This window comes from Celeribacter sp. (assembly GCF_048270365.1).
Taxonomy (GTDB): domain Bacteria; phylum Pseudomonadota; class Alphaproteobacteria; order Rhodobacterales; family Rhodobacteraceae; genus Celeribacter.
The window spans coordinates 256,313-282,014 of sequence record NZ_JBLWTA010000001.1; the positions used below are offsets into that span (position 1 = coordinate 256,313).

Sequence of the window (25,702 nt, forward strand, 5' to 3'; positions counted from 1 at the left end):
GAAAAGATTTTGATCAAATGTGCAAGAGCTTTCCCAAAGGCCGTCCGACCCTACGATCAATTTCATGGCATGTGCCACATCTTCGACCATCAAACAGGCAGCTCATCAATCGCCTGTCAACCGCCAGTGGCCTCCAACCCATGCGCGGTCAAAAAAACCGCCATCACCCCCTCGACCATCTCTGGCCGGACCGAACGCAGGTTCGCCGCAAAAGCCGCCTCGGGTGCTGCCCAAGTGGTAACGATCTCATAGGAGGGAAAATAATCCACCGTCGCGTATGTCTCCGCCAAATCCCCTGCTGCCGCGCGCAAAACCGATTTCGAATAACTCGTCGCTGCCAAAACATGCTGGTTTGAGGCCGTCCCGGTCAAAGGCACCGGCGAGACCGTCAAAAGCAGCTGCACATTGGGATTGATGCCGAGCAAAAGTTTCCTGATTTCAACGAGATCGGCGTAAATTTCGTCATAGGTGAAATTGTGAAACACATAGCGCTCCGGGTCGTAATCGCCCGCAATCACGCCTGACGCCATGGCCAGAACCCGCCCCGTTTCACGGTCGATCCAGCCTTCGGTCAGACCCAGCGTGAAGATGAACACCTCCATCTCCTGCGCCAATTCCACCACCTGCAAAAGATGCGCCCGCCGCGCCTCCACCGCCGCCTCCAAAGTGGCAAAGCCGTCCGGCTCCACATCGGGGCGCAGCGCATCGAACCATGCCCCGTCGCGGGTCAGAAAATGGCGGTCCTCCACATAGATTTCAAAGGCATCCTCCAACAACTCGCGCAGCTGGCGCGCCGTGTAGATATTGCCGTAGCGCGCCGAATAGAGGCCATAGCCACGCGCTTTGGCCTGCTCATCGCTCATCCCCTCAGGACGAGGCTCCACATCCAGAACATTGACGCCCACGTCCCGCAGAAACCGGCCAATGTGCTGCGCAAAACAGCTTCCGGCGGTGGCGACGGCTGTCTCGGGCCGGATCGGAAAGGCAGGCGTGTAAATCTCCGGCCAGCGCCGCCGGTCGGTCTCCACAACACCACTGCGCCAAAACGCTTTTGCCAGGCTCGTTTCATAGGGATGGCTCACAGCGTTTCCAGCTCCCGCGCCACATGTTTCAACATCCGTGCCCCATAGCGGGCATTGCCATGGCGAAAATCCACCGGGCGCCCGTTCTTTTTCCAAAACGGCGGGCGCAGGGTGCCCATCATATAGGAGGTGTCCGTGAACATCCCGCCGTCGATGGTTCCCGACGGCTGCGGCACATAATGCGCCGCGATCCCGGCGCAAAGCTCCTGCCCGAGGCGCTCATAGGTCTTTGACACAAAGTCCCCCTCACCGCGCTCTTCGGCGTTGCAAAAGGTCTCGAACCTTGTGCCTTCGACCAAGACCTGCCGCGTTGGACGCGGTTGGGCCAGCACAAGGATCGGCGCATCCGTTGCGGCCCGGATGTCGCGCGCGATCTGCATCATCAGACTGCCCGACAGACGCTCTGCGATCAGCCGGTACAACAAAGCCTCGGAGACCAGCGTCACGCCATTTTCCGCCGCCGTCGCATAATCGCGGGAGCTGTCCATCGTCACAAGACCCAGATCTCGGAACACACGGATCACCTGAAAGATCGAAAACCTGAGCCCGGTCAGCAGCACCACATCGTAATCCTTCAGCACCGCGCGCGCGTCCGAGCCGGGAAACGGTCCCTTGCCCTTGCGCCCGGTCACCTTCGGATCAAGGATATTGCCGCAGAACACGCCGTCCTCAATGGTGTAACGCTCCAGACCGTCGCCAAAGGCCGCGATGCAATCGAGGTCCAAAGCGACCTCCCCCTCCGCATGTTTCAGCGCATTGAGATAGGGGCCAACATGCGAGTTTCCGATCAACAAGGCGCGGGTCATTTATGCAGGGCCTCGATCAGGATTTCCTCGCAGACCAGATCGTCGTCATGGCCTTCGAGATATTCGGCATCGTCATGGATCGGCTCCGGCCGTCGCCCTTCCGTCTTCGCGTTGCGCAGCCCGTAAGCGTCGAGAAACACCGCCATCACATGCGCCACGACCTCGGGCCGGATGCTGCGCTGGTTGGCCTCATAGGCCGGGTTTTCCCGCGCCCAGGTGGTGACGATTTCATAGCCGGGAAAATAATCGACATCCTTGAATTTCATCGCCATTTCGCCCGCCACAGAGCGCAGCGTGGATTTCGTGTAGGTGCTGGCGTTCAACGCATGATCGCCCGACGCCGTCGCCGTGATCGGCACGGGAGAGGTGGTCAGGATGATCTTTACCCCCTTGCGGATATCGCGAAGAAGAACGCGGATCGCCTTGAGATCCTTGAGCAATTCCGAATGGGTGAAATTGTGGAAGTGGTAGGTTTTGGGATCATACTCCCCCGCGATCACCCCCGGCGCGACCGGCAGGCAGCGCCCGGTCGGTTCGTGAATCCACGCTTCCGTCAGGCCCAAAGTGAAGACAAAGACATCGACCGTCTCGAACAATTCGCGCAAACGCGCCAGATGCTGCTTTCGCAACTCGAGCACCTCTTTCACCGAGGCACAGCCATCGGGTTCGACATTCGGGCGCAGCATGTCGACATAGCACCCGTCGCGCTCCCAGATCAGCGCCTTGTGCACCGCGTCCTTTTGCATGTCCTGCAACAGCTCCAAAAGCTGACGCGGCGTATAGATATTGCCGTAGCGCGCAGAGTGTAGCCCGTACCCGAACTCCCGCGCCAGATCGCCCTGCACCGCCGCAGGCGCGGGTTCGACGTCGAGGATCGGCATCTCCTCGTCGGCCAAAGCCTGCCGGATGCGCTGCGCGAAACAGCTTCCGGCGGTTGCGACGGCGCTGTCGGCGGAGATGGTGAATTTCGGCACGAAAAGCTCGGGCCAATGGACCTTGTCCGTCTGAACGACGCCGGTTTTCCAAAAGGCTTTCGGCGGCAGGTCGGAATAGGGATTTTTCAAAAGACACGCCTTCTCTGTTTCGAAAACTATGAAACAGCATGGCAAAACTGCCAAGGGCGAAAACGGGCGCAAAAAAGAGAAAACCGCCAGCGGAGTGCTCCGTGGCGGTTTCCAAATCTTGGGTCCAGTAAGCGATTAACGCTTGGAGAACTGGAAGGAACGACGCGCTTTGCGCTTACCGAATTTCTTACGCTCGACGACGCGGCTGTCGCGGGTCAGGAAGCCAGCGGCTTTCAGAGCGGCGCGCAATTCCGGGTTGTAGAGCTGCAGAGCTTTGGAGATGCCGTGTTTCACAGCACCGGCCTGACCGGAGAGGCCGCCGCCTTTGACGGTGGCAACCACGTCGAATTCACCTTCGACGCCAGCGATTTGAGCCGGTTGTTTCACGATCAGCTGAAGCACCGGACGAGCAAAGTAGACAGACATGTCTTTGCCGTTGACGGTGACTTTGCCGGAGCCCGGTTTAATCCAAACGCGCGCGACAGCGTCTTTACGCTTGCCGGTGGCGTAGGAACGGCCCAGTTCGTCACGAACCGGTTCACGCGGAGCTGCAACTTCGACGACGGTTTCGCCACCGGCGACGGCGTTCAGCTCGTCGAGGGATTTGATTTCATCAGCCATGATTATGCGCTCCGGGTGTTTTTCTTGTTCATGGACTTCACGTCCAGAACTTCGGGGTTCTGAGCTTCATGCGGGTGCTCGGCACCGGCGTAGACGCGCAGGTTGGTCATTTGCTGACGGGACAGTTTGCCGCCCGGCAGCATGCGCTGCACGGCTTTGGTCACGACGCGCTCGGGGTACTTGCCCTCAAGCAGCTCGCCCATGGAGCGGGATTTGATGCCGCCCGGGTGGCCGGTGTGCCAGTAGAAACGCTCGTCGGTGCGTTTTTTGCCGGTCAGTTGCACTTTGTCGGCGTTGATCACGATGACATTGTCACCCATGTCCATGGACGGGGTGAAGGTGGCTTTGTGCTTGCCACGCAGACGCATAGCGACAATAGACGCGAGACGGCCCAGCACCACGCCTTCGGCGTCGATGATGATCCATTTCTTGTCGATGTCCGCCGGTGTTGCGGAAAAGGTTTTCATAGGTTCAGCCCTTATGGGATAGGAATTCGATTGAGCGTGTTCTAAGCATTTCGCGCGCCACGTCAAGCGGCTCCTATTGCGATTTAATTAGCAAAAACAACACCTTAAAAAATAGGTATCATTTTACCCCAACAAAATCGCCCTCCCCGAGCGCAAAACCTCCGTTTCAGCCGAAAATCTGGCATCAATCGGGGCTTTCGCCTAAGCTCTCGCACAAACCAACACGAGAGCCCAGCATGTTTGCAAGGTCCCCCCTCACCGATCACCTGAAACAGATCGTCTATGGCGGCAACGACGGCATCGTCACCACCTTCGCCATCGTCGCAGGCTTTGCCGGCGCCAATGCCGAGGGCACAGGCGAAATCGCCGCTCTGGCGGTCTTGGTGTTCGGACTGGCCAATCTTTTTGCGGATGCGACCTCGATGGGCTTGGGCGAATTCCTCTCGGCCCGCGCCGCCCGCGACATGACAAAGCTGAGACACAGGCAGTTGAGACAAAACCCATCTGCACAGATCGACGCCCTCACCCGGCACCTGCAAAGCCACGGGCTCTCGACGCTCGACGCCACGACCATGGCGGCGCTGGCGGCGAAATCGCCGGGGCTGATGGCGGAGATGACGCTCTCGCAAGTCGAAGGGCTGGAAGACCCCGGACAGGGATTGTTGTGGCCCCGTGCCCTGATCACATTCCTGTCCTTCGTGGCCTTCGGCGTGATCCCGATCCTGCCCTATCTTTTGGGCCTGCCTCTTGGCATCCGCTTCGGCTCCGCCGTGGCCGCCGCCGCCGTCGCGCTCACATTGTTGGGCGTCTTGCGCCATGTCGCCACCCGCGCAGGGCTTGTGCGTGCGGTGAGCGAGACGGTTCTGGTCGGCGGCGTCTGTGCGCTTGTGGCCTATGGCGTCGGTTTGGTGGTCGCGGGGTAACGCGGCGCGACGCCGCAAAAACAAAAGGCCCGTCCGAAAAGGACAGGCCAACACTCGTTAAGACAGTTTACACCTCAGAACCGGAACGTCGCCCCGAGGGTAAAGGTGCGCCCGCGCCCGCCGATGCCGCCATTGAGACTGGTGTCACCGGAATTCGCTTCGACGTAATATTTGTCGAAGACATTCTCCACGCTGGCGAAAAGCTCGGCATTGTCGCTGACCTGATAGGAACCGTAGAGGTCAAAGAGCGTATAGGACGGTTTGTCGATCATCATAGCCGTCATGTCGCCAAAGCTCGTATAGCGCGCCACGACGCTGTCGCCGACATAGCGCATCCGCGCGCCGATACGACCATCGTCGCCCTGGAATTTCGCACCAAGATCGAGCGTCAGATACTCATTCGGCAGCTCGCCATATTGGTCCTGCCCGCCACCGGCCTGTTGCGCTGCGGGCTGGTCCGTGTCGGAAAGCGTCACAGAGAGAGAGCCAAAGAACCGCTCCGTCTCAAAGCCCCCCGCAAGTTCGATCCCACGCAGCTTGGTCTCGCCCGGAATGTTGATGAACCGGACTTCATTGTCGCTGTCGGTCTCAAAGACGATGAAATCCTCGACATTGGATTGGAAAGCAGAGGCCGAGACATAATAGAGTTCAGAGGCGTAATTCACCCCGATCTCAAAAGTCTCCGCCTTTTCCGAGTCGAGATCCGGGTTCACACTGATCGTGGAGCCGCCTGAGTGGACATTGCCGTTGATGCCGAAGAACATCTCGGTCGCGGTCGGCGCGCGCATAGTTTGCGCATAAGAGGCATAGGTCGAAAGCGCATCGCTAAAGTGATAGCGCGCACTCAGGTTCGGCAAAAGCTCCTCGCCCGAGTTGTCCAGCGGCACGACGTTGGTTACGCCACCTACGGTCTCAGGAATCTCGCCGGAGACCTCCCATGTGTCGTAGCGTAGCCCCGCCCCGAAATCCCAGGCGCCCATCTGGTAGCTGGCCTGAAAGAACGCGCCCAGCTTGTCCAATTCGCCCGAGCCATTTTGCCCACCGAGCTCATTCACATCGTAATCGTTGTTCGACCAGGCCAGCCCATAGTCCAGACGCAGGTCGGGAGTGATGCGGCTGCTGTTCGACACGGAGAGACCCTTGGAAATATCCGTGCCCGCGCGCCCAGTGTTGCCATTGAAGGCTTGTCCTTCGTGACCGGGAAAATCAAAGGACATATCCTGCCAATAAGCACTGGCGGAGATGTTAATCAGTTCACTGGCCGGGTTGTAATGGACATCGGCAGACACGCTCTGACGCTCCATGTCCCAAAGATAACCGGAACTGCTCGCCGGGAACATTTTGTTATTATAGTCCTGCGCCGCGATATTGATCTCAAGCGCGTCCGACGGGCGGAAGCGGGCTTTGGCAAGGATCGTGAGTGGCTCGTCCTGAGTATATTCGCTGGATTTGGTGCCATCGCCATCCGCATATTGCCCATTCTCATAGCCGGAAATCGCCAGCATCGTCCCCCAGTCGCCGCCGGTGGCGAAATTGCCCTGCATGGCGCCCGCCGCCGTCACATGCGGGCCGTAGCCGTTGGTGCCGGCGCTGAATTTCAACATCCCGCCAACGCGCTCCTCCCCATCAAGCACATCGTCGATGCCAATGGTGCGGAAATTCGCGGCCCCTGCCAGCGCGCCCATCCCCGCGGCCCCCGCCACGGCGCCTTTTGCGACATCGGCACTGGCGACCAGACCGGGATCGACAAAGACCTGATCGTCATAAGACCCGCCATGGCCCGACATATTGCGGAAGGTCTGCGGGATGCCGTCGATCATCGTGTTGACGCGGCCAAACCCCTGCATGCCGCGAATGTTGACCGTGACGGCGGGGTTGTCCCCCGGCGAGCGCGTGAACACGCCAGGCACGGAGCGCAACGCAGTGGCAACATCGCCCGTGTAGCTGTCGGCGACGGCCTCGCCCTCGACGACGGCGATCTCGCCACCTGTCAGGGTCTCGACGCTGGCCTCGCCTGTGTTGCCCTCGACCACGATGGTGTCGAGGACGGTGACATTTTGCGACACATCCTGAGCCAAAGTGGCGATCGGAAAACAGGAAACTAGAATGGCGACACTGCAGTGCAGGCGCATACGGACCCCAGCGGTCCGGTGCAAAGTGGTCATGGAAACCCCCTCATGGTTTGCATTTTCGATGTGCTGCGTCTTGGGGGCTGTCGCTACCTGGAAGCTCCGCCGTGTGGATCGGAGCCAGCATTCAGGCTGCTCCTACATATTCTTACTATTTTTATCAAGAATAAATCTGGGCCGCTTAGGTGCAGCGTTGCAGATTTGAAACATCTCTCCGCGATACCAAGCCCATAGACAGACGCGGTCTGCCCTGACAGGCTACTCAGAGACAAAAGGCGAAAAATGTATGCAATGGCATACAATAAACATTTCACTCTCCCCGGAACTGCGCTAAAACAAACCCGACTCTTCCAGACATCGCATGGAGCTCCCCCAGATGACCAAGATCAAGGTAGACAACCCAATCGTCGAAATGGACGGCGATGAAATGACCCGCATCATGTGGGATTTCATCAAAAAGAAACTCATCCTGCCCTATCTCGACATCGATCTGCTCTATTACGATCTGGGCATCGAGAGCCGCGACGAGACCGAAGATCAGATCACCATTGATGCAGCCGAAAAGACCAAAGAGGTCGGCGTCGCCGTCAAATGTGCGACCATTACGCCCGATGAGCAACGCGTCGAGGAATTCAACCTCAAGAAAATGTGGAAATCGCCCAACGGCACAATCCGCAACATTTTGGGCGGCGTCGTCTTCCGTCAGCCGATCATCTGTAAAAACGTGCCCCGCCTTGTGCCCGGCTGGACCGATCCCATCGTGGTGGGCCGTCACGCATTCGGCGACCAATATAAAGCCACCGATTTCACCTTCCCCGGCAAAGGTCAGCTCACGATGAAATTCGAGGGCGAAGACGGCACGGTCATTGAGAAAGTCGTCTATGACGCGCCGTCTGCGGGCGTCTATCAGGCGATGTACAACCTCGACGACTCGATCCGCGACTTTGCGCGTGCCTCGTTGAACTACGGTCTCAGCCTCGGCTGGCCGGTCTATCTGTCGACCAAAAACACCATCCTCAAGGCCTATGACGGCCGCTTCAAAGACATCTTCCAAGAGGTGTTCGACGCCGAATTTGCCGAAGACTTCAAAAAGGCCGGCATCTGGTACGAACACCGCCTGATCGACGACATGGTCGCCTGCGCGATGAAATGGTCCGGAAAATTCGTCTGGGCCTGTAAGAACTACGATGGTGACGTGCAATCCGACACCGTGGCACAGGGCTTTGGCTCTCTGGGTCTCATGACCTCGCAGCTCATGACCCCCGATGGCAAGATCGTCGAGGCCGAAGCCGCCCACGGCACCGTGACCCGTCACTATCGCCAGCACCAGGCGGGCGAAGCGACCTCGACCAACTCGATCGCCTCGATCTACGCCTGGACCGGCGGCCTCAAGCACCGCGCGAAACTCGACGGCAACGAACAGCTCATGCGCTTTGCCACGACGTTGGAAAAGACCATCGTCGACACGGTCGAAAGCGGTTTCATGACGAAAGACCTCGCGCTTCTCGTCGGCCCGGATCAGGCCTGGCTCACCACCATGGGCTTCTTGGAGAAAATCGACGAGAACCTGAACAAAGCTTTGGCGGGATAAGACCCCCAGTCCTTTCCGCCACAGATGACCGGGGCCCTCAGGCGCCCCGGTCTTTTTTATGGCCTTTTTTATCAGCGCAACCAAAGCGCATAATCCCGCCCCGGTGGCGCCTCAGGCGGCAGGCCCACATCACGGCGCAAGTGCGGGCTCAGATGCGCAAGGCTCCGGGCCAGTTTCGCCGCACGCCGCAAATCACGCCGCACCGCAAAGGCGGCCTTGAGCACGCGCCAAAAGCCATGGTGTTCGATCAAAGGTTCAAGGTGATGCCGCAAGCTGAGCGGCGCAGGAGGCAGAACATCCAACATGAGAAATGCCCGGCAAAGGCCGGCCTTATATGAGATTTTTCAGGATATGGACCGCGCCGCCCGCGACAGACATCCGTGTCATTGAACGAATGTCAAACACAGGTCATCAACCGTCCCATCACGAAGACAGACGCAGAGGCACGTTTTCAGGAAAAGAGATCGGTTAAGATCGTCGCGCGTCAAAAGCGCCCTGACCACGTTGAACCCCGGCCGCGCGAATTGCTCCGCGTCCGGCGAGTCCTCGAAGGGTGCGTTGCGTATAAACAGTCATGTCGCCCTCCAATGTGGCCAGTTTCAGTGGGCACACCATGCCGGACGCCCGAATTTCAGGCAAAGGTTTTTTTCTGCCCCCGGGGAAACGTGTTCTTTTTGCCGCAATGCGCCCCCGGCCCTTGCGTGTCCGACCCCGCTTCGTCAGGTTAAAACGACACGCGCGCCCCGTCCGGGCCGCCTCTCGACATAATTCTTGGATAACTCTCAGGGACAGTTATGAAAAAACATCTTCTGACCGGCCTCTTCGCCCTCGCCGCCAGCCCCGCCCTCGCCCACCTGCCGCCGGAACAGCACGGCTCCTTCATGGCGGGCGTGTCCCACCCGCTCTTCGGCCTTGATCACATCATCGCCATGGTCGCCGTCGGCATCTGGGCGCTTCAGATCGGCGGAAAAGCCGTCTGGGCCGTGCCCGCGGGTTTTGTCGGCGCCATGACTTTGGGCTATTTCGCTGGTGTCTCCGGCCTGTCCCTGCCCTTCGTTGAACCGATGATCCTCGCCTCCGCGATCCTGATCGGGCTTCTGGCCACCTTCGCCGTCAAACCGGCGCTCGCAGGTGGCGTGGCCATCGCGGCCCTGTTCGGTCTGTTCCACGGCCATGCCCATGGTGCCGAACTGGGCGCCGCCAATGCGCTCGGCTTCGGCGTCGGCTTCGTAATTGCCACCGCAGCCCTTCACGCCGCAGGCATTCTGGCCGCACAAGTCATGGCCCGCGCGCTGCCCTATGGCCCGCGTATCCTGGGCGCCTTGGCGACGCTCATGGGCCTGTCGCTTTTGATCGGCTAACACACCTCATTAACCATAAGTCTCAGATTGCGCGGGCGAAAATCCGCGCAATTTTATTTGTTATATTGGCCTTAAGCCTCGCGTGCCTATGTTCTTAGCAAACGGAGAACAGAAGGTTTCCCGATCATGCAGATTTCCTCTGCCGCACAGTTTTGGGCGCAATCGCAACTGCGTCAGGACCCACAAGACCCGAAAACCGCCGCACAGGATGCAGGCGGTTCTTCTGTCGCAACGGACGCGCAGGGCCAGAAGAATACCGCTAAAGACGGGGCTCAAAACGGCGCGCAAGACGCCACCACAACGCAAAACGCGGCCGCGCGCAAAACCATCCGGGGAGCTGCGGATGTCTTTGCCAAATACGACCTGACCAAGATCACCCCCACCCAAATCGACGCGCTCACCGCCGATCTCAAAGCCGCGCGTTTTGACGATCTGGGCTTTGTCATGTCGCTCGAACGCCAAGGTGCCGCCTATCATGCGGAGATGGAGGCCTCTGGCAGCGTTTACGGCATCGGTGACCAAGATTTCGACGCCGACGCCCCGGTCGATCTGATAGCCAAGACGCGCTCCGAGCTTGCTCTGGCACAACGCTATGGTCAGGACACGGAGCGCCTCTCGACCCAGCTTTTCAAACTGGAAGAAGCGCAGATGAGCCGGTCCAGCGCCGCCCACGCGCCCTCCTCGGCGCCGCAACTCGCCGAAACCTTAGTGCTGTTTCAGGCGCAAAGACTCTGGGTCGAATAGCGCCTCCTCGCCAGGGCATCTGCCGTTCTTTTTAGCAGCCAGCCGGAACGTCACCCCCCAGACAGCGATGGCGCTCACATTTCGCTGGACAGGTCAGCAAAGCTGTCCTAAATCTGACCCATGCCAGCGCCCATGCCGATCCCTCAACATGTCCAGAAGCACAGCCTCCTCGAGGATGTGCAGGGCTTTTCCATTGCCCTGATCACCACCGCGATCGGGCTCACAATCATTGCCCAGCTTGGCTTCATCACCGGCCAGACCGCAGGCCTCGCCCTGGTGATTTCCTACCTGACGGGCTATTCGTTTTCCTGGGTGTTCTGGCTGATCAACATCCCCTTCTATGCCCTCGCATGGTTCCGCATGGGGAAAGAATTCACCATTAAATCAGCCATTTGCGTGACGATCCTCTCGATTCTCGTAGCGGTCATTCCCGACTGGATGACGTTTTCCCATCTCAATCCGCTCTTCGGCACCATCGCTTTTGGCATTCTGACCGGCTACGGGCTTTTGGGCACGTTCCGACACAAGGGTTCTCTGGGCGGTCTCGGCGTCGTCGCACTTTATGCCCAGGACCGCTTCGGCATCCGCGCGGGCGTTGTGCAGCTCTGCTTCGACGCTGTGCTCTTTACCGTCGCCTTCTTCCTTTTCGAACCCAGCCGTGTCCTGTATTCGCTCTTGGGCGCAGTGATTTTGAACGGTGTGATCGCCTTCAATCACCGCCGTGATCGCTATATCGCCGACTGACACCACCGCTTGACCGAAGAGGACATCATGCCAACGGATGCGCAAAAGCCCGAGAAACACACGTGGTTCGAGGATCTTCAGGGCTATATCTTCGGCACCTCCATGTGCGCCTTTGCGCTCGTGATGCTCCGCTCCTTGGGGCTGATCACCGGACAGATGGCGGGCTTGGCCGTGTTGATTTCCTATATCACCGGCCTGCCCTTCGGCTGGGTGTTCTTCGCCGTGAACCTGCCGTTCTACTGGTTCGGCTACAAACGCATGGGCAAGACCTTCGTGGGCAAGACCTTTATCAATGTCGCGCTGATCTCCGTGCTGTCCGAATGGTTCCCGAGCATGATCGCGTTTGAGGCAATCACACCCTTGTTCGGCGCTATCATGGTTGGGTTCATGACTGGCGCGGGCCTCATGGCGATCTTTCGCCACGGCGGCTCTCTGGGCGGCCTCGGCATCCTCGCGCTCTATCTTCAGGATGCGACCGGGGTCAAAGCGGGCTATGTCCAACTTGCGTTCGACGCCTGTCTCTTTGCCGTCGCCTTCTTTATCATGCCGCTGCCGCTGGTGCTCTACTCTCTTGTGGGGGCCGTGGTCGTCAACCTCGTGATCGCCATCAACCACCGCCGCGACCGCTACATCGCCATGTAACTCAACGCCTTATCCGAAAAGAGCCCGCCGATGCCGACCCAATACATCTTTCTCATCCTTGCGATCTGTTTCGAGGTGATCGGCACCACGGCCATGGCCGCCTCCCAGCAATTCACCAAGCTGATCCCCGTTCTGATCCTCGTGGTGTCCTACGGGCTGTCGTTCTACTTCCTGTCGCAAACGCTCAAAGTCGTGCCGGTCGGCATCGCCTATGCGGTCTGGTCGGGGTTGGGGATTGTGCTGATTTCTCTGATCGGGCTGGTGTTTCTGGGGCAAAAGCTCGACCTGCCGGCGATCCTTGGCATGTCCATGATCATCGCGGGCGTTCTGGTGATCCACCTGTTCTCGCAGACCGCCTCACATTAAGGCCTCAGGCGAGCCAAAGCCCGCCCGATCCTTATTGCATCTCGCGAATGCGCGCCGCGCGCTCCGCAGAGTCCGGATGGGTCGACATCCATTCCGGCCCCACTCCGCCATAGCGGCGATCCAACTCGTCGAAGAACCCGGCCAAGGCTGTACCGTCATAGCCCGCCGCCTCCGCCGTGCGCACGCCGACGTCATCCGCCACGCGCTCATGCGCGCGCGAATAGGCCAGCGACAGGACAACACCGCCGTCGAGGATCAGATCCTCCAACACCGGCCCCACATCGCCCGCCATCATGCCGATCAGCACATAGACCGACAGCGAGCGATAGAGCTGGCGCAGCGAATGGCGTTCGCTGATATGGGCCATCTCATGCCCAAGGACGCCCGCGAGGATGTCGTCGTCTCCGAATTGCTCGACCAAAGCGTCAGTCACAACGATGGTGCCACCGGGCAGCGCAAAGGCATTGGGGCCCATATCGTCAATGTCACGGAATTCAAGCCTGTAGGCGCCGTAGGGGGCCTCCGGCGCGACGGCGCTCAGCGTGGCGAAAATCTCGCGGACCTCAGCCTGTCGTTCTAAAGATAGACCGCTGTCCTCGGCCATGGTGCGGTCGATCATCAACATATTGCCGCGATCCATGCTTGTGACCACGGGCGCAGGCGTCGCCAGAATCGCCAGCGACACCAAAAGATCAAGCCCCCAGCGCCAGATCGCAATCGCGCCCAAAAGACAGACCACGGCGACAAGCGCCAGACGCGGATGCCAGCCCTCGAGCCGGGCGAGCCAGCCGTCTTGGGCGATCACGCCAAGCGCGCGCAGGCCGTCGCGGTCCACCGTCTCAAACCGCATCCCATCTGCAAAGCTCAAAACATCGCGCCCCGCAGGGCCGGTCTCATGGTCGATGGGCGCACCACGGGTTAAAACTTCGCCCGCCGCGTCGCACAACAGGATCTCCACGCCATTGCGTTTCAACTCCGCCGCGATGAGGCGAGAGGTGCCGGGGGCATAGGCCTGCCCCCGAACCGATGTGTAGCTCTCCGCCATCACTTAGATGGCCATGCCGAGGTCGATGCCCTCGATATCGACATAGGCGTCGCCAATGGCCGAAGTTTTCTGAGCCTCGCCGCCGATGAATTCATCGAGCGAGCCGTTGGGCGCGACAAAGGTGTTCGCGGCCAGATAGCGCGACATGCGGACATGGGCGAGCGGCGTCAGAAGACCCAAGGAGATCACCACGAAGAAGGCGTTGGAAAAAGCCACCCAGAGGAGACCCGCCGGCGAGATGGTCGAACGGAACTTATGCCCGCCTTCCAATTCGGTGCCCGCAAAGACGGCATTGCGCAGGAAGGCCTGATAGATGAAGGCCATAGGCACAATCGCCACCAGAGCCACCACGTAGATCAGACCGAAACGGATCATCATTTCCGGCGTCGGCTCAGCGGTTTCCATCGCCAGAGACGTGAACAGCTCGCCCGCGCCGAGCGCCCAGAGGCCAACCCCGCCGATCACCGCCATCCACAGGATGGCAAAGACGAAGGCTTTGTAGAACGGGCCGATGGGGCTTTCGAAATGGAATTTCGCCGTGCCGAAGCGGTGGTTGTTGGTGGTGTAGCTGTGCTGCGCGCGGATCACGAAGGGCAGCGCCAGGTAAAGCGTGAACAGGGACAGCACCGGATAGAGGATCAGCGTGCGCAACGCGCCCCAATAGCTGCCCTCGAAATCGAACCGCAGTCCCGACCAGGAGGTCATGCGGGCGCGGAAGCGAAGGGCTTTGTTGATCAGCGTCGGCACATAGATCAGCACACCGAGCCAGAGCAAAATCCCCAGCGGCGGCAGAACGGCCGTGACGATCTGCAACACCACGATGGCGGCGATCACGATCAGACGACCGATGAAAATCTGTTTGCCAGTGGCGTGGTAGTCGAAGCGACGCCCCTCGATCTCGGTATGTTGGTGGAAATATTTCAACCGGCGCACCTTGGCCCAGGCCGAATAAATGCCGAGCGTCACAATGCTCAAAAGAAGATTGACGATCCACACGCCGAAATACTCGCGTGCGGTCCCGGAAAACACCACCGGGCGATACTCTTGGTCTTGCACTCTTATGTCCCTTATCGTTGAGAAAGTTTATTGCGCGTCAAAATCGGAAATTGCCTGATTTTGCAAAGGGAAAATTCCGCGGCGTTTTTCCCCCTAGATGCCTCGCAACGGCGGGCATCCCCGCATGCAACCGGGTCAAACCGCCTAAAACCGCCAAAAAGCGGTTTTACGTCTGGCTTTTTGTCCCGGACCGGGGTAGGCGCAAGCCAACTCATTTTCACCACGGAAACCCCTACCCTATGGATCTTCGCAATATCGCCATCATCGCCCACGTTGACCACGGCAAAACCACGCTTGTGGACGAGCTTCTGAAACAGTCGGGCACTTACCGCGAAAACCAGGCCACCACCGAACGCGCCATGGACTCCAACGATCTGGAGCGCGAGCGCGGCATCACCATTCTGGCGAAAGCCACCTCTGTCGAATGGAAAGGCCATCGCATCAACATCGTCGACACGCCCGGCCACGCCGACTTTGGCGCCGAGGTTGAACGCATCCTCTCCATGGTGGACGGGGTCGTCCTTTTGGTGGACGCCGCCGAAGGTCCGATGCCGCAAACCAAATTCGTGACCTCGAAAGCGCTGGCTCTGGGCCTGCGCCCGATCGTGGTTTTGAACAAAGTCGACAAACCGGACGCCGAGCCGGACCGTGCGCTGGACGAATGTTTCGACCTCTTCGCCTCCTTGGACGCCAATGACGATCAGCTCGACTTCCCGCATCTCTACGCCTCCGGTCGTTCCGGCTGGTGTGATGCGGAACTCGATGGGCCGCGCAAGAACCTCGATGCGCTCTTTAACCTGATCCTGAACCACGTCCCGGCCCCGCGTCAGCTCAAGCACCAGACCGAGCCGTTCAAAATGCTCGCCACCACGCTGGGGTCTGACCCGTTCCTCGGCCGCCTTCTGACCGGTCGCGTTGAAAGCGGCAAAATCAAAGCCGGTGCCACCGTGCAGGCCCTGACCCGCAACGGCCAAAAGATCGAACAATTCCAGGTCAAGAAAATCCAAGCCTTCCGCGGTCTCGCCATGGCAGAGATCGACGAAGCCATCGCGGGCGACATCGTATCGCTTTCGGGCATGGCGAAAGCGACCGTCTCCGACACGATCTGTGCGCTGGAAGTCGATGAGCCGCTCGAAGCTCAGCCGATCGATCCGCCGACCATCACCGTGACCTTCGGCATCAACGACAGCCCGCTGGCCGGTCGCGAAGGCAAGAAGGTCCAGTCCCGCGTGATCCGGGATCGTCTCATGAAAGAGGCCGAAACCAACGTCGCGATCAAGGTCAAAGACACCCCCGGCGGCGAGGCCTTCGAGGTCTCCGGTCGTGGCGAATTGCAGATGGGCGTGCTGATTGAAAACATGCGTCGCGAAGGGTTCGAACTGTCGATCTCCCGCCCGCAGGTGATCATGAAGGAAGAAGACGGCAAACGCATGGAGCCAGTCGAGGAAGTCACGGTCGACGTGGATGACGAATACTCCGGCGCCGTGATCGAGAAACTGACGGGGGCCCGCAAAGGCGACCTGACCGAGATGAAACAGCAGAACGGCAAAACGCGCATCATCGCGCATGTGCCGTCGCGCGGTCTCATCGGCTACCACGGCGAGTTTTTGACCGACACCCGCGGCACCGGCGTTTTGAACCGCGTGTTCCACGGCTGGACCGCCTACAAAGGCCCGATCCCGGGCCGTCGTCAGGGTGTTCTGATCTCCATGGAAGACGGTGAATCCGTGGCCTACGCGCTGTGGAACCTCGAAGAACGCGGCAAGCTCTTCATCGGGGCGCAAGCCAAGGTTTACCAAGGCATGATCATCGGCGAGCATTCCCGCGACAACGATCTCGAAGTGAACCCGCTCAAAGGCAAAAAACTCACCAACGTGCGCGCCTCTGGTACGGACGACGCGGTGCGCCTGACGACACCGGTGACGCTGTCTCTGGAAGAAGCCATCGCTTACATCAACGACGATGAGCTGGTCGAAGTGACGCCGGAGAGCATCCGCCTGCGCAAACGCTACCTCGACCCGCATGAGCGCAAGCGCAACGCCAAGGCGGCTCAGATCTAAATCTGCCTGAGTATTTCAGGCACAAAGGAAACCAAAGGCTCGCCCTCACCGGCGGGCCTTTCGCTTTGGCGCGCAGAGTCTGTGCGGCTGACGGCCTTCGGGATTGGTCCTGATTGCGCTATCTTGGTCTCAAAGGAGACAAGCCATGCGTAAAATCCAAACTCAGGGCGTGCATCACATCACCATCACCGGCGCGGACCGGCAGTCGACCATCGACTTTTGGGAGGGTGTGCTGGGCATGCCGTTTGTGTTCGAGCAACCCAACCTCGACAAGCCCGAGGACGGCCATCTCTATTTCGATCCGGGCGACGGGCGGCTGATCACGGTGTTCACCTCCGAGGAGCGCAAACCGGGACGGCACAGGATCGACCAGGGGCCGGGGTCTCTGCATCACCTCGCGTTCAATGTCTCGAAAGTGACCTTTGATCAGGTGGTCGCGCGGCTCGACGCGCGCGGCGTGAAACACTCGGGCGTCAAGGATCGCGGGTTCATGGACTCGATCTATTTCCGCGAACCGAATGGCATGTTGATCGAGCTGGCGTCCTACCGCTTTGAGCCGCCTCTGGGCTACACTCATACCGATGTGCTCCACCGCGCGCATCTGATCCGTGTGGCGGCGGGCGATGACCATATCGATACGGTGCATTTGGCCGATGCGATTGAGGCGCTTGTCAGCGAGAACACGAAGACGCTCTCCTCTGATCGCGCCGCGAAAAATCCCTTTGAGACATGAAAAACGGCGCGGGAAATTCCCGCGCCGTTCTCACATCATATAAGAGCTCTCACTCTTCCGTTTCGACCACCAAAAGCTCCCGCTCTGAGGCACCTTTGGCATGGCTCAGCGCCTCTTGGTATTCCGGCGAGTGGTAGCAGGCGACCGCGGCCTCGACCGTGTCGAACCTCGCCACCACATTGCGCGGACGTTCTTTGCCCTCAAGCTGCACGTAACGTGCGGCGCGGGCGATGAACTTGCCGCCGTGTTTGGCAATCGCAGGACCGGCCAGTTTGGCGTATTTGCCATAGGCCTCCTCGTCGGTGACGGTCACATGAGCAATCCAAAGGGCTGGCATGGTTTATCCTTTCAACAGGGCAACTGCGGCTTCAATCGCGGCCTCGGCGCCCGCGAAGTCCTTGCCCCCGCCCTGCGCCATATCCGGACGGCCACCGCCGCCTTTGCCACCGACCGCAGGCACGGCGGCCTTGAGCACGTCCACGGCGGAGACTTTGTCGGTCAGGTCGTCGGTCACGCCACAGGCCACAGCGACCTTGCCGTCCTCTTCCGCGATCAACAGGATCACGCCGGAGCCGAGGTTGTTTTTATGCGCATCGATCAAGCCGCGCAGGTCTTTGCCGGAAACGCCTTGCAGCGCTTGTGCGAGGAACGGAATGCCGTTCACATCCTGAGCCTCGGCACCGCCTTTGGCGCCGCCACTCATGCCACCACCAAGTGCGATCTGTTGTTTGAGATTGGCGACTTCCTGTTCGAGGCGTTTGCGCTCGTCCGACAGGGATTTCACGCGATCCACGACCTCGGAGACCGGGGTTTTCAACAGGGCTGCGATCTCGCCTGCACGGTGCGCTTCAGTCTCAAGATGCGCCAAAGCCGCCTGCCCCGTGAGAGCCTCGATCCGGCGCACACCGGCCGACGACGCGCTGTCGCCGAGGATCACACAAAGGCCGATGTCGCCCGTGCGTTTGACATGGGTGCCGCCGCAAAGCTCGATGGAATAGGTCTTGCCATCGGTGCCTTTGCCGGTGTCCGCCGTGCCCATGGAGACCACGCGCACCTCTTCGCCGTATTTCTCACCGAAGAGTGCCTGCGCACCCAACTCGCGGGCGTCGTCGGGCGTCATGATCCGAGTTTCCACAGCCGTGTTCTGGCGGATGTAGAGGTTGATGTCGGCCTCGACTTTGGCGATTTCCTCGGCGCTCAGCGCCTTTGCGTGCGAGAAGTCGAAGCGCAGACGATCCGGCGCATTCAGCGAGCCGCGCTGTGCGACGTGATCGCCCAAAGCCTCGCGCAGCGCCTCGTGCAACAGGTGCGTCGCGGAGTGGTTGGCGCGGATGGCGCTACGGCGGGAATGATCAACCTCGAGCGCCGCCGGTGCGCCGACTTTGATCTCGCCAGACTCGATGGTCGCGAAATGAATAAAGACGCCCGCGACCTTTTTCGTGTCGGTCACCTTGGCGATGGATTTTTCCACGCGGATCACGCCGGTGTCCCCGACCTGACCACCAGACTCGCCATAAAACGGCGTCTGGTTGACCACGATCTGCGCCGTGTCGCCCTCTTTGACGGCATCGACACGCGCGCCGTCTTTGACGAGCGCGACGATCTCACCCTCGGCCTTCTCGGTGTCGTAGCCTAGGAATTCCGTGGTGCCTTTATCTTCCGCGATGTCATACCAGACGGTCGCATCCGCCGCCTCACCAGAGCCGGCCCAAGCGGCACGTGCCTTGGCCTTTTGTTCGGCCATGGCACTATCGAAGCCGGAGGTGTCGACCTCGACGCCCTTTTCGCGCAGCGCGTCCTGGGTCAAATCGAGCGGGAACCCGTAGGTGTCATAGAGCTTGAACGCCGCCTCGCCCGGAAGCTTTTCGCCCTCGGGCAGGTCCACTAGCTCGTCTTCCAAGAGTTTCAGACCACGATCCAGCGTCTGGATGAACCGGGTTTCTTCGAGTTTCAGCGTCTCTTCGATCATCGCCTGACCGATGCGCAGCTCCGGATAGGCATCGCCCATCTGGCGCACCAGTTCCGGTACCAATTTGTGCATGATCGGGTCTTTCGCGCCCAAGAGGTGCGCGTGACGCATGGCGCGGCGCATGATGCGGCGGAGCACATAGCCCCGCCCCTCGTTCGACGGCATCACCCCATCGGCAATGAGGAAGGACGTCGAGCGCAGGTGGTCCGCGATCACCCGGTGATGGACGTTCTTGTCACCATAAGGATCGACAGAGGTCGCATGCGCCGAGGCCTCGATCAGCGACTTCATCATATCGGTGTCGTAGTTGTCGTGCGAGCCCTGCAACAGCGCCGAAATCCGCTCAAGCCCCATGCCCGTGTCGATCGACTGCATGTCGAGATCGGTCATGGTGCCGTCGGCGAATTTCTCGTTCTGCATGAACACGAGGTTCCAGATCTCGATAAAACGATCCCCGTCCTCTTCCGGGCTGCCCGGAGGGCCACCCCAGATGTGATCGCCGTGATCGTAGAAAATCTCGGTGCAGGGACCACAAGGCCCGGTGTCGCCCATCTGCCAGAAGTTGTCCGAGGTGGCGATGCGGATGATCCGATCTTCCGGCACGCCGACCTTTTTCCAAATCTCGAACGCCTCGTCATCGGTGTGATAGACGGTGGTGTAGAGCTTGTCCTTCGGGATGTCGAAATCGCGGGTGATCAGCTCCCAGGCAAAGGGGATCGCCTCGTGTTTGAAGTAATCGCCAAAGGAAAAGTTGCCGAGCATCTCAAAGAACGTGTGGTGCCGCGCCGTGTAGCCGACATTGTCCAGATCGTTGTGCTTGCCGCCTGCGCGCACACATTTCTGCGCCGTGGTGGCCCGCACGTAATCGCGTTTTTCCAGCCCGGTGAAGCAGTTCTTGAACTGCACCATCCCGGAGTTGGTGAACATGAGCGTCGGGTCGTTGCGCGGCACCAGCGGCGAGCTGTCCACGACGGTGTGACCGTTGCGTTCAAAATAGTTGAGAAAGGTAGAGCGGATGTCGTTCACGCTGGGCATGTGGGGCGCGTCCTTGCGGGTTTTCTTGGCATTCAAGCCGGTTTACCGTTCTCACGCGGGGCTGTCCATAACGCGCGACAGCAAAAAGGGCCGAAACGCGTCGGCCCTTTGTTTTAATCTAGTGCTTTGAAATCAGATTGTCCCGGTGATCTCAGCGGTGATCTCACTCGTCGTCGAGCAGATCGTCCTTCTCGAAATCATCGCCAAGATCGAAATCGAGGCCATGCGCCGCGCGGATTTTATCCTCGATCTCAAGCGCCACCTGCGGGTTGTCCTTGAGGTAGCGTTTCGCGTTCTCACGGCCCTGCCCCACACGCTCGTCGCCATAGGAGAACCAGGCACCGGATTTGTCCACGACACCGGCCTTGACGCCGAGGTCCAGAAGCTCGCCGGTTTTCGAGATGCCTTCGCCATACATGATGTCGAATTCCACCTGTTTGAACGGCGGCGCCACCTTGTTTTTCACCACTTTCACGCGGGTTTCGGAGCCGACGACTTCGTCACGATCCTTGATCGCACCAATGCGGCGGATGTCCAGACGCACGGAGGAGTAGAATTTCAGCGCATTGCCGCCGGTGGTGGTTTCGGGCGAGCCGAACATCACGCCGATCTTCATGCGGATTTGGTTGATGAAGATCACGGTACATTTCGAGCGGCTGATCGACCCGGTCAGCTTGCGCATCGCCTGAGACATCAGACGGGCCTGCACACCGACGGAGCTGTCGCCCATGTCGCCTTCAAGTTCGGATTTTGGCGTCAGCGCCGCCACCGAGTCGACGACGACAAGGCTCACCGCGCCGGAACGCACCAGAGTGTCCACGATTTCAAGCGCTTGCTCGCCGGTGTCCGGCTGGGAAATCAGCAACTCATCGAGATCGACGCCGAGTTTTTTCGCATAGATCGGGTCCAGCGCATGTTCCGCATCGACAAAGGCACAAACGCCGCCTTTTTTCTGTTCTTCGGCCACACAATGGAGCGTCAGCGTGGTTTTGCCCGAAGATTCCGGGCCGTAAATCTCGACGATACGACCCTTCGGGATGCCACCGATGCCAAGCGCGATGTCGAGGCCCAGAGAGCCCGTCGAGGTCGACTCGATTTCCTGCACCGGGTTGTCGGCACCAAGTTTCATGATCGAACCTTTGCCAAATTGCCGCTCGATCTGGGCCAGCGCGCTGTCGAGCGCCTTCTGCTTGTCCCCGTTTTGCTTGTCGTTCTTTGCCATGTCTTTGGTCGCCGTTGCCATCTGTTTAATTCCTTATTTCACACCCGTTCCAAAGCGTCCATCACGCAATCTGTGGCGCGTATTGGTCGGGGTCCTATGCGGAGCTCGTGTTCGCCTCTTGTTCTTATTTATCTTTATGAGCACAAAAAGAGAACATTTCAACTTAAATTTACGAAAATGACTGTGAAACAAGACTGGTTAACGAGAGGTTGCGAAAATGCGGCCACACGCAATTATTTTCAACGGCTGACGCAGCTTCATTCAATGAAACTGCGCCTGCACCGTCGCGGTCAGTTCGGACAAAGAGAAGGGTTTTGGCAGGAAGGTCGAATTCGGAATGCGTGATTGCTGCTCAGAAAAATGATCCTCCGCATAGCCCGACACGAAGACCACCTTGACCCCCGGACGCTCTTTCAGCGCCTCGGACACCCAACTTGGCCCATCCATCCCAGGCATGATCACATCGGAGACGAAAACATCGATATGCAGACTGTCGTCTTCCAAGGTTTCCAATGCCTCCTCTGCATTCTCCGCCTCGATCACCGTGTAGCCGCGCAGGCGCAGCGCGCGCGAGGCAAAGGCCCGCACGGGCGCTTCGTCCTCGACCAGTAGGATCACGCCAGAGCCCCGCTCCGCCTGTGTTGTGACATCGGGCAAGGGCTTATTCGCCGCCTCGACCACCGCCTCAGCGCGTGCCGTATGGGCCGGGAGATAGATGGTAAAGGCAGTGCCGGAGCCCACCACACTGTCGACGAAAATGAACCCGCCCGTCTGTTTGATGATGCCATAGGCGGTCGACAGTCCAAGCCCCGTGCCCTCGCCCGTGCGCTTCGTGGTGTAGAACGGCTCGAACACTTTCTGAAGCCGCTCCGGCGGGATGCCGATGCCCTGATCAGACACGGTTACCATGACATATTCTCCCACGGGAAGCGTTGCCCGGTCGCGCGTAAAGCCTTCGCGCAGCACCTCGTTGCGGGTTTCCACCTTGATCTCACCACCCGACGGCATCGCATCACGGGCGTTCACCACGAGGTTCATGATTACCTGTTCAAGCTGGCGCTTGTCCACACGGATCGGCAAAAGCCCGGCATCGTGATTGAGCGTCAGGGTGACTTTCTCACCCACCAAACGGTTCAGCAAATGGGTCAGATCGGACAGCGTATCGCGCAGGTCAATGACCTCGGGTTTCAGCGTCTGTTTGCGCGAGAATGCCAAAAGCTGACCAACAAGGGAGGCCGCGCGGTTGGCGTTTTGGTGGATTTGAACAAGATCGCTGTAATCCGGGTCCGCCTTGTCGTGACGCAACAACAACAGGTCGCAATGACCTGAAATCGCTGTCAAAAGATTGTTGAAATCATGCGCCACACCGCCCGCAAGCTGGCCGATGGCCTGCATCTTCTGGCTCTGCACGAACTGCGCCTCGAGCGATTTCAATTCGGTCGCATCCGACAGCACGGCAATCAGCTCGATCTGTTTGTTCTGGCCTTCGACACGATTGAGGGTGATCTGCAAAAAGGTGTCATTCTGCGGCCGCGACGCGCGCACGAACTCGGGCTTGCGCGCCCGTCCCATCGCCACATCGGTGACCCAATCCTGCACCGGACGCCCAAGCCCCTCGACCAGATCGCTCAGGCTCAACTGATCATGCGAAGGGATCGACAAAAGCTCGCGCGAATGTCGGTTTGACTGTAAAATCTGCCCATCGACCGCCACCTTCAAGAGCGCAACGGGGAGCGCATCAAAGGCGTCCCATTCCCCGACATTGGGCGTGGTTTCCGGCAGAAAATACAATTCCTTACGCCCCGACTCTCCACTTTCGAACTGGGCCACACGGGCATAAATCCGCCCCTCGACCCCGGCCAGAACATGCACGTCCCCCGGACGGATCGGCAGATCGGTGATCATCCGGTCCAGCGCCTTTTCGCGGTGCCCGAGCAAGCGACGCAACGGCTCGTTCATGTAAAGTATGGTGTTGTTCTTGCTCATCGTCAGCATGGGCAGGGAAATGACATCGCCATCGAGCGCGCCACCCCGCTCCGCCATATCTTCGAGCCGCCACAGAAAACCGTCTTCGCCGATCAGATGCACCGCGAGGCGCATATGCCCGTGGCGCATCACCACGTCTTCGCGCGCCGCCCCTTTGGCCAGTGCGCGCGATTGCAGGCGGCTGAGCGTGGCGGCAGGCGCTGCGAAGAGGTCTTCGAGCGCGCCCAAAAGCGTCTCGCCGCCGCGACCGCCGAACCGGGCCACCGCAGCGCGGTTCTCATACCCGATCACGCCATTCAAATCCGTGGTGAAAGACGGCGCGGCATCATTGGCCACAAAGGCAGAAAGCGCCTCGTAAAGCCTGCGCCGCATCTGTTTCTGACGATAGCTCAAAAGCCTCACGAGGAGCGCCGCCCAAAGCAGCACCGCCCCCGCAGCAAAGGCCATGATCCCCAGCCGCGGCAGGGGGATCACCAAAGCACTGGCGCATAACGCGGCCCCAGCGAGGGAAATCGCCAAACTATAGGGCGCCAGCCGTCCGGCCTGTTTCGACAATGGGCCTGCGGTCATTGTGGTTTGCACACGTCCCCCCTGACTATGCGTCTGTCCTGCCGTTGCACTTCGGCATGTCTCATCATTGCCCGACCCAGCCGTCGGGAAATATGTCAACGGAATCTGAAAACTCCGTGCGTTCAGACCGAGTGTGGAAGCGGTTTGGTTAATGTGCTTTTAATGCCCGGTCCATTTCACGATAAAACGTGAAGAACTATCGGTAAAGTTGTATTGTTAACTTATTTTTCCCGTTTCCAGAGTGGAAACAGTCTCAGGCGTTGCGACGCAAAACCGCATAAAAGAACCCATCACCGCCCTCAAGAGGACTTATAAGACGCTGTTTTTCCATGTGAAAACCAGAATTTCGAGCAAGGAAGGCCGAAACCTGCCCGGCATTTTCCGCCTCAAAGAGCGAACAGGTCGCATAGGCGAGGCATCCACCGGGATGCACCAAAGGCGCAACCTCATCGAGAATATCGGATTGGATCGCGCCCAAATGCGCGAGCCGCGTGGACGTCAGCGCCCATTTGCCTTGCGGACTGCGGGAAAAGGCGCCAGAGCCGGAACAGGGCACATCGCAGAGCACCAGATCGTAACTTGCGGCCAGCTCAGATTTGCGCGCCGTGGTGATCTTGAGCCCTGCGCGCCCGGCCCGCGCCGTGATATCCTGCATCCGCGCCGGATCGACATCATGGGCGGTCAAAGTGAGCTTGGCCTGCGCCCCCATGGCAAGAGATTTGCCACCGCCGCCCGCGCAATAATCCAGAACCGACATGCCGTCTTCCAGCGGCAGAGCGTCGATGATCGCCTGAGAGCCCGCGTCCTGAAGCTCGACCAGACCGGTCAGATAGGCCTGAGACCGCGCCACGGCGCGGGCACCTTTGGTGACCTTTAGAGCGGTTTCCGAGAGCGGATGCGGCGCCGCTTCGATGCCGTCATTGGCCAGATGTTCCAACGCATGGCCCAGCGTCGATTTCGCGGCATTGACCCGAAGATACACCTCGGAACGCTGACGCATGCCCGACAGCACCGCCTCCATCGTATCGCCAAGCGTTTCCTGATAAAGCGGCAAAAGCCAGTCCGGGCAATCGAGGCGCACGCCCTGTGGCGCATTGTCCAAATCGGGAGCCGCCGCGCGTTCCTCGTCGGTCAAAGGGCGCGGCGCAAAGCGATCGGTACAAAACAAAGTGTCAGGGTCAGTGCCCGCAGCCCGCAACGCGCCGATCATCAGCTGACGCGCCGAGGGCCGCCCCTCGCCCGCGCCCCCAAGCCAGCCGTAAGAGCGCATGCAGCGGATCGCATCGAACACGAGATCGCGGATCGCCGCACGGTCTTTCGAGCCAGCAAAGCGGTGGCCGCGCGCCCAGGTGGTCAACACACGTTCGGCATTCTCGCCGATCAGAACATCGTCGAGAATCTCTATGGCGGCGGAAAGGCGGGCTGCGGGTGTCATGTGTTCAGCAAAAACAGGGTCTGGTGCAAAAAGCAACGGCGACCGAAGGCC

At 59.6% G+C, this 25,702-nt stretch carries 23 protein-coding genes; 9 read left to right on the plus strand and 14 right to left on the minus strand.

Translation table 11 applies throughout. The annotated features are described in order from the left end of the window. Positions 1–116: 116 nt before the first annotated feature. The 5 genes from ACN0X0_RS01255 to rplM all read right to left on the minus strand — a co-directional run bounded on the left by ACN0X0_RS01255 (position 117) and on the right by rplM (position 4,040). Entirely contained in the window at positions 117–1,082 is a 966-nt protein-coding gene (locus tag ACN0X0_RS01255; RefSeq protein WP_417277684.1) for a GSCFA domain-containing protein, read from the minus strand. Further along, positions 1,079–1,888, minus strand: coding sequence for a hypothetical protein (locus ACN0X0_RS01260; RefSeq protein ID WP_417277685.1), 810 nt, complete (start codon positions 1,886–1,888; stop codon positions 1,079–1,081). The genes ACN0X0_RS01255 and ACN0X0_RS01260 overlap by 4 nt, the downstream gene beginning before the upstream one ends. Beyond that, a complete protein-coding gene (locus tag ACN0X0_RS01265; protein WP_417277686.1) occupies positions 1,885–2,952 on the minus strand; it encodes a GSCFA domain-containing protein in 1,068 nt (355 codons plus the stop codon). The genes ACN0X0_RS01260 and ACN0X0_RS01265 overlap by 4 nt, the downstream gene beginning before the upstream one ends. A 135-nt stretch (positions 2,953–3,087) precedes the next feature. Then, positions 3,088–3,573: a 30S ribosomal protein S9 gene (gene rpsI / locus ACN0X0_RS01270; RefSeq protein ID WP_167600609.1), complete on the minus strand. Its 486-nt coding sequence runs from the start codon at positions 3,571–3,573 to the stop codon at positions 3,088–3,090. Between the two features lie 2 nt (positions 3,574–3,575). Next, positions 3,576–4,040, minus strand: coding sequence for a 50S ribosomal protein L13 (rplM, locus tag ACN0X0_RS01275; protein ID WP_167600610.1), 465 nt, complete (start codon positions 4,038–4,040; stop codon positions 3,576–3,578). A 236-nt stretch (positions 4,041–4,276) separates the two neighbouring features. Between rplM and ACN0X0_RS01280 the strand changes: the two genes are divergently transcribed. Further along, positions 4,277–4,963, plus strand: coding sequence for a VIT1/CCC1 transporter family protein (locus tag ACN0X0_RS01280; protein WP_417277687.1), 687 nt, complete (start codon positions 4,277–4,279; stop codon positions 4,961–4,963). A gap of 74 nt (positions 4,964–5,037) precedes the next feature. Here the strand turns inward: ACN0X0_RS01280 and ACN0X0_RS01285 are convergent, their stop codons facing one another. Beyond that, a complete protein-coding gene (locus tag ACN0X0_RS01285; protein ID WP_417277688.1) occupies positions 5,038–7,128 on the minus strand; it encodes a TonB-dependent receptor domain-containing protein in 2,091 nt (696 codons plus the stop codon). A gap of 340 nt (positions 7,129–7,468) precedes the next feature. Between ACN0X0_RS01285 and ACN0X0_RS01290 the strand changes: the two genes are divergently transcribed. Then, complete coding sequence (locus ACN0X0_RS01290; RefSeq protein ID WP_417277689.1) at positions 7,469–8,683, plus strand: NADP-dependent isocitrate dehydrogenase; 1,215 nt, start codon at positions 7,469–7,471, stop codon at positions 8,681–8,683. Between the two features lie 71 nt (positions 8,684–8,754). On the opposite strand, the gene ACN0X0_RS01295 is transcribed toward ACN0X0_RS01290, so the two are convergent. Further along, complete coding sequence (locus ACN0X0_RS01295; protein WP_417277690.1) at positions 8,755–8,988, minus strand: hypothetical protein; 234 nt, start codon at positions 8,986–8,988, stop codon at positions 8,755–8,757. A 489-nt stretch (positions 8,989–9,477) separates the two neighbouring features. On the opposite strand from ACN0X0_RS01295, the gene ACN0X0_RS01300 reads away from it, so the two are divergent. From ACN0X0_RS01300 to ACN0X0_RS01320, 5 genes are all read left to right on the plus strand, one after another. Continuing rightward, entirely contained in the window at positions 9,478–10,044 is a 567-nt protein-coding gene (locus tag ACN0X0_RS01300) for a HupE/UreJ family protein (RefSeq protein ID WP_417277691.1), read from the plus strand. 126 nt (positions 10,045–10,170) lie between these two features. Continuing rightward, positions 10,171–10,788, plus strand: a complete 618-nt coding sequence (locus ACN0X0_RS01305) for a hypothetical protein (protein ID WP_417277692.1) — start codon at positions 10,171–10,173, stop codon at positions 10,786–10,788. Between the two features lie 132 nt (positions 10,789–10,920). Continuing rightward, a complete protein-coding gene (locus ACN0X0_RS01310; protein WP_417277693.1) occupies positions 10,921–11,532 on the plus strand; it encodes a YitT family protein in 612 nt (203 codons plus the stop codon). A 27-nt stretch (positions 11,533–11,559) separates the two neighbouring features. Beyond that, positions 11,560–12,174 (plus strand): YitT family protein, encoded by a 615-nt coding sequence (locus tag ACN0X0_RS01315; RefSeq protein WP_417277694.1) that lies wholly within the window; start codon positions 11,560–11,562, stop codon positions 12,172–12,174. A 30-nt stretch (positions 12,175–12,204) separates the two neighbouring features. Continuing rightward, complete coding sequence (locus ACN0X0_RS01320) at positions 12,205–12,540, plus strand: DMT family transporter (protein WP_226550690.1); 336 nt, start codon at positions 12,205–12,207, stop codon at positions 12,538–12,540. Positions 12,541–12,571: 31 nt separating this feature from the next. Here ACN0X0_RS01320 and ACN0X0_RS01325 read toward each other — a convergent pair whose 3' ends face one another. After that, on the minus strand, positions 12,572–13,585 hold the full coding sequence (locus ACN0X0_RS01325) for a M48 family metallopeptidase (protein WP_417277695.1): 1,014 nt from the start codon (positions 13,583–13,585) through the stop codon (positions 12,572–12,574). 3 nt (positions 13,586–13,588) lie between these two features. Next, a complete protein-coding gene (locus ACN0X0_RS01330; protein ID WP_417277696.1) occupies positions 13,589–14,641 on the minus strand; it encodes a YjgN family protein in 1,053 nt (350 codons plus the stop codon). A 239-nt stretch (positions 14,642–14,880) separates the two neighbouring features. On the opposite strand from ACN0X0_RS01330, the gene typA reads away from it, so the two are divergent. After that, on the plus strand, positions 14,881–16,701 hold the full coding sequence (gene typA / locus ACN0X0_RS01335) for a translational GTPase TypA (RefSeq protein WP_417277697.1): 1,821 nt from the start codon (positions 14,881–14,883) through the stop codon (positions 16,699–16,701). Between the two features lie 145 nt (positions 16,702–16,846). Further along, positions 16,847–17,434: a VOC family protein gene (locus ACN0X0_RS01340; protein ID WP_417277698.1), complete on the plus strand. Its 588-nt coding sequence runs from the start codon at positions 16,847–16,849 to the stop codon at positions 17,432–17,434. Between the two features lie 49 nt (positions 17,435–17,483). On the opposite strand, the gene ACN0X0_RS01345 is transcribed toward ACN0X0_RS01340, so the two are convergent. The 5 genes from ACN0X0_RS01345 to ACN0X0_RS01365 form a co-directional block, all read right to left on the minus strand. Further along, positions 17,484–17,771, minus strand: coding sequence for a DUF1330 domain-containing protein (locus tag ACN0X0_RS01345; RefSeq protein ID WP_417277699.1), 288 nt, complete (start codon positions 17,769–17,771; stop codon positions 17,484–17,486). A gap of 3 nt (positions 17,772–17,774) precedes the next feature. Next, a complete protein-coding gene (alaS, locus tag ACN0X0_RS01350; RefSeq protein WP_417277700.1) occupies positions 17,775–20,438 on the minus strand; it encodes an alanine--tRNA ligase in 2,664 nt (887 codons plus the stop codon). Between the two features lie 163 nt (positions 20,439–20,601). After that, positions 20,602–21,681 (minus strand): recombinase RecA, encoded by a 1,080-nt coding sequence (recA, locus tag ACN0X0_RS01355; protein WP_417277701.1) that lies wholly within the window; start codon positions 21,679–21,681, stop codon positions 20,602–20,604. 240 nt (positions 21,682–21,921) lie between these two features. Next, the gene (locus ACN0X0_RS01360; protein WP_417277875.1) at positions 21,922–24,216 is read right to left on the minus strand and encodes an ATP-binding protein; all 2,295 of its coding nucleotides are present in this window, start codon (positions 24,214–24,216) and stop codon (positions 21,922–21,924) included. 253 nt (positions 24,217–24,469) lie between these two features. Further along, positions 24,470–25,651, minus strand: coding sequence for an RsmB/NOP family class I SAM-dependent RNA methyltransferase (locus ACN0X0_RS01365; protein WP_417277702.1), 1,182 nt, complete (start codon positions 25,649–25,651; stop codon positions 24,470–24,472). Positions 25,652–25,702 lie beyond the last annotated feature (51 nt).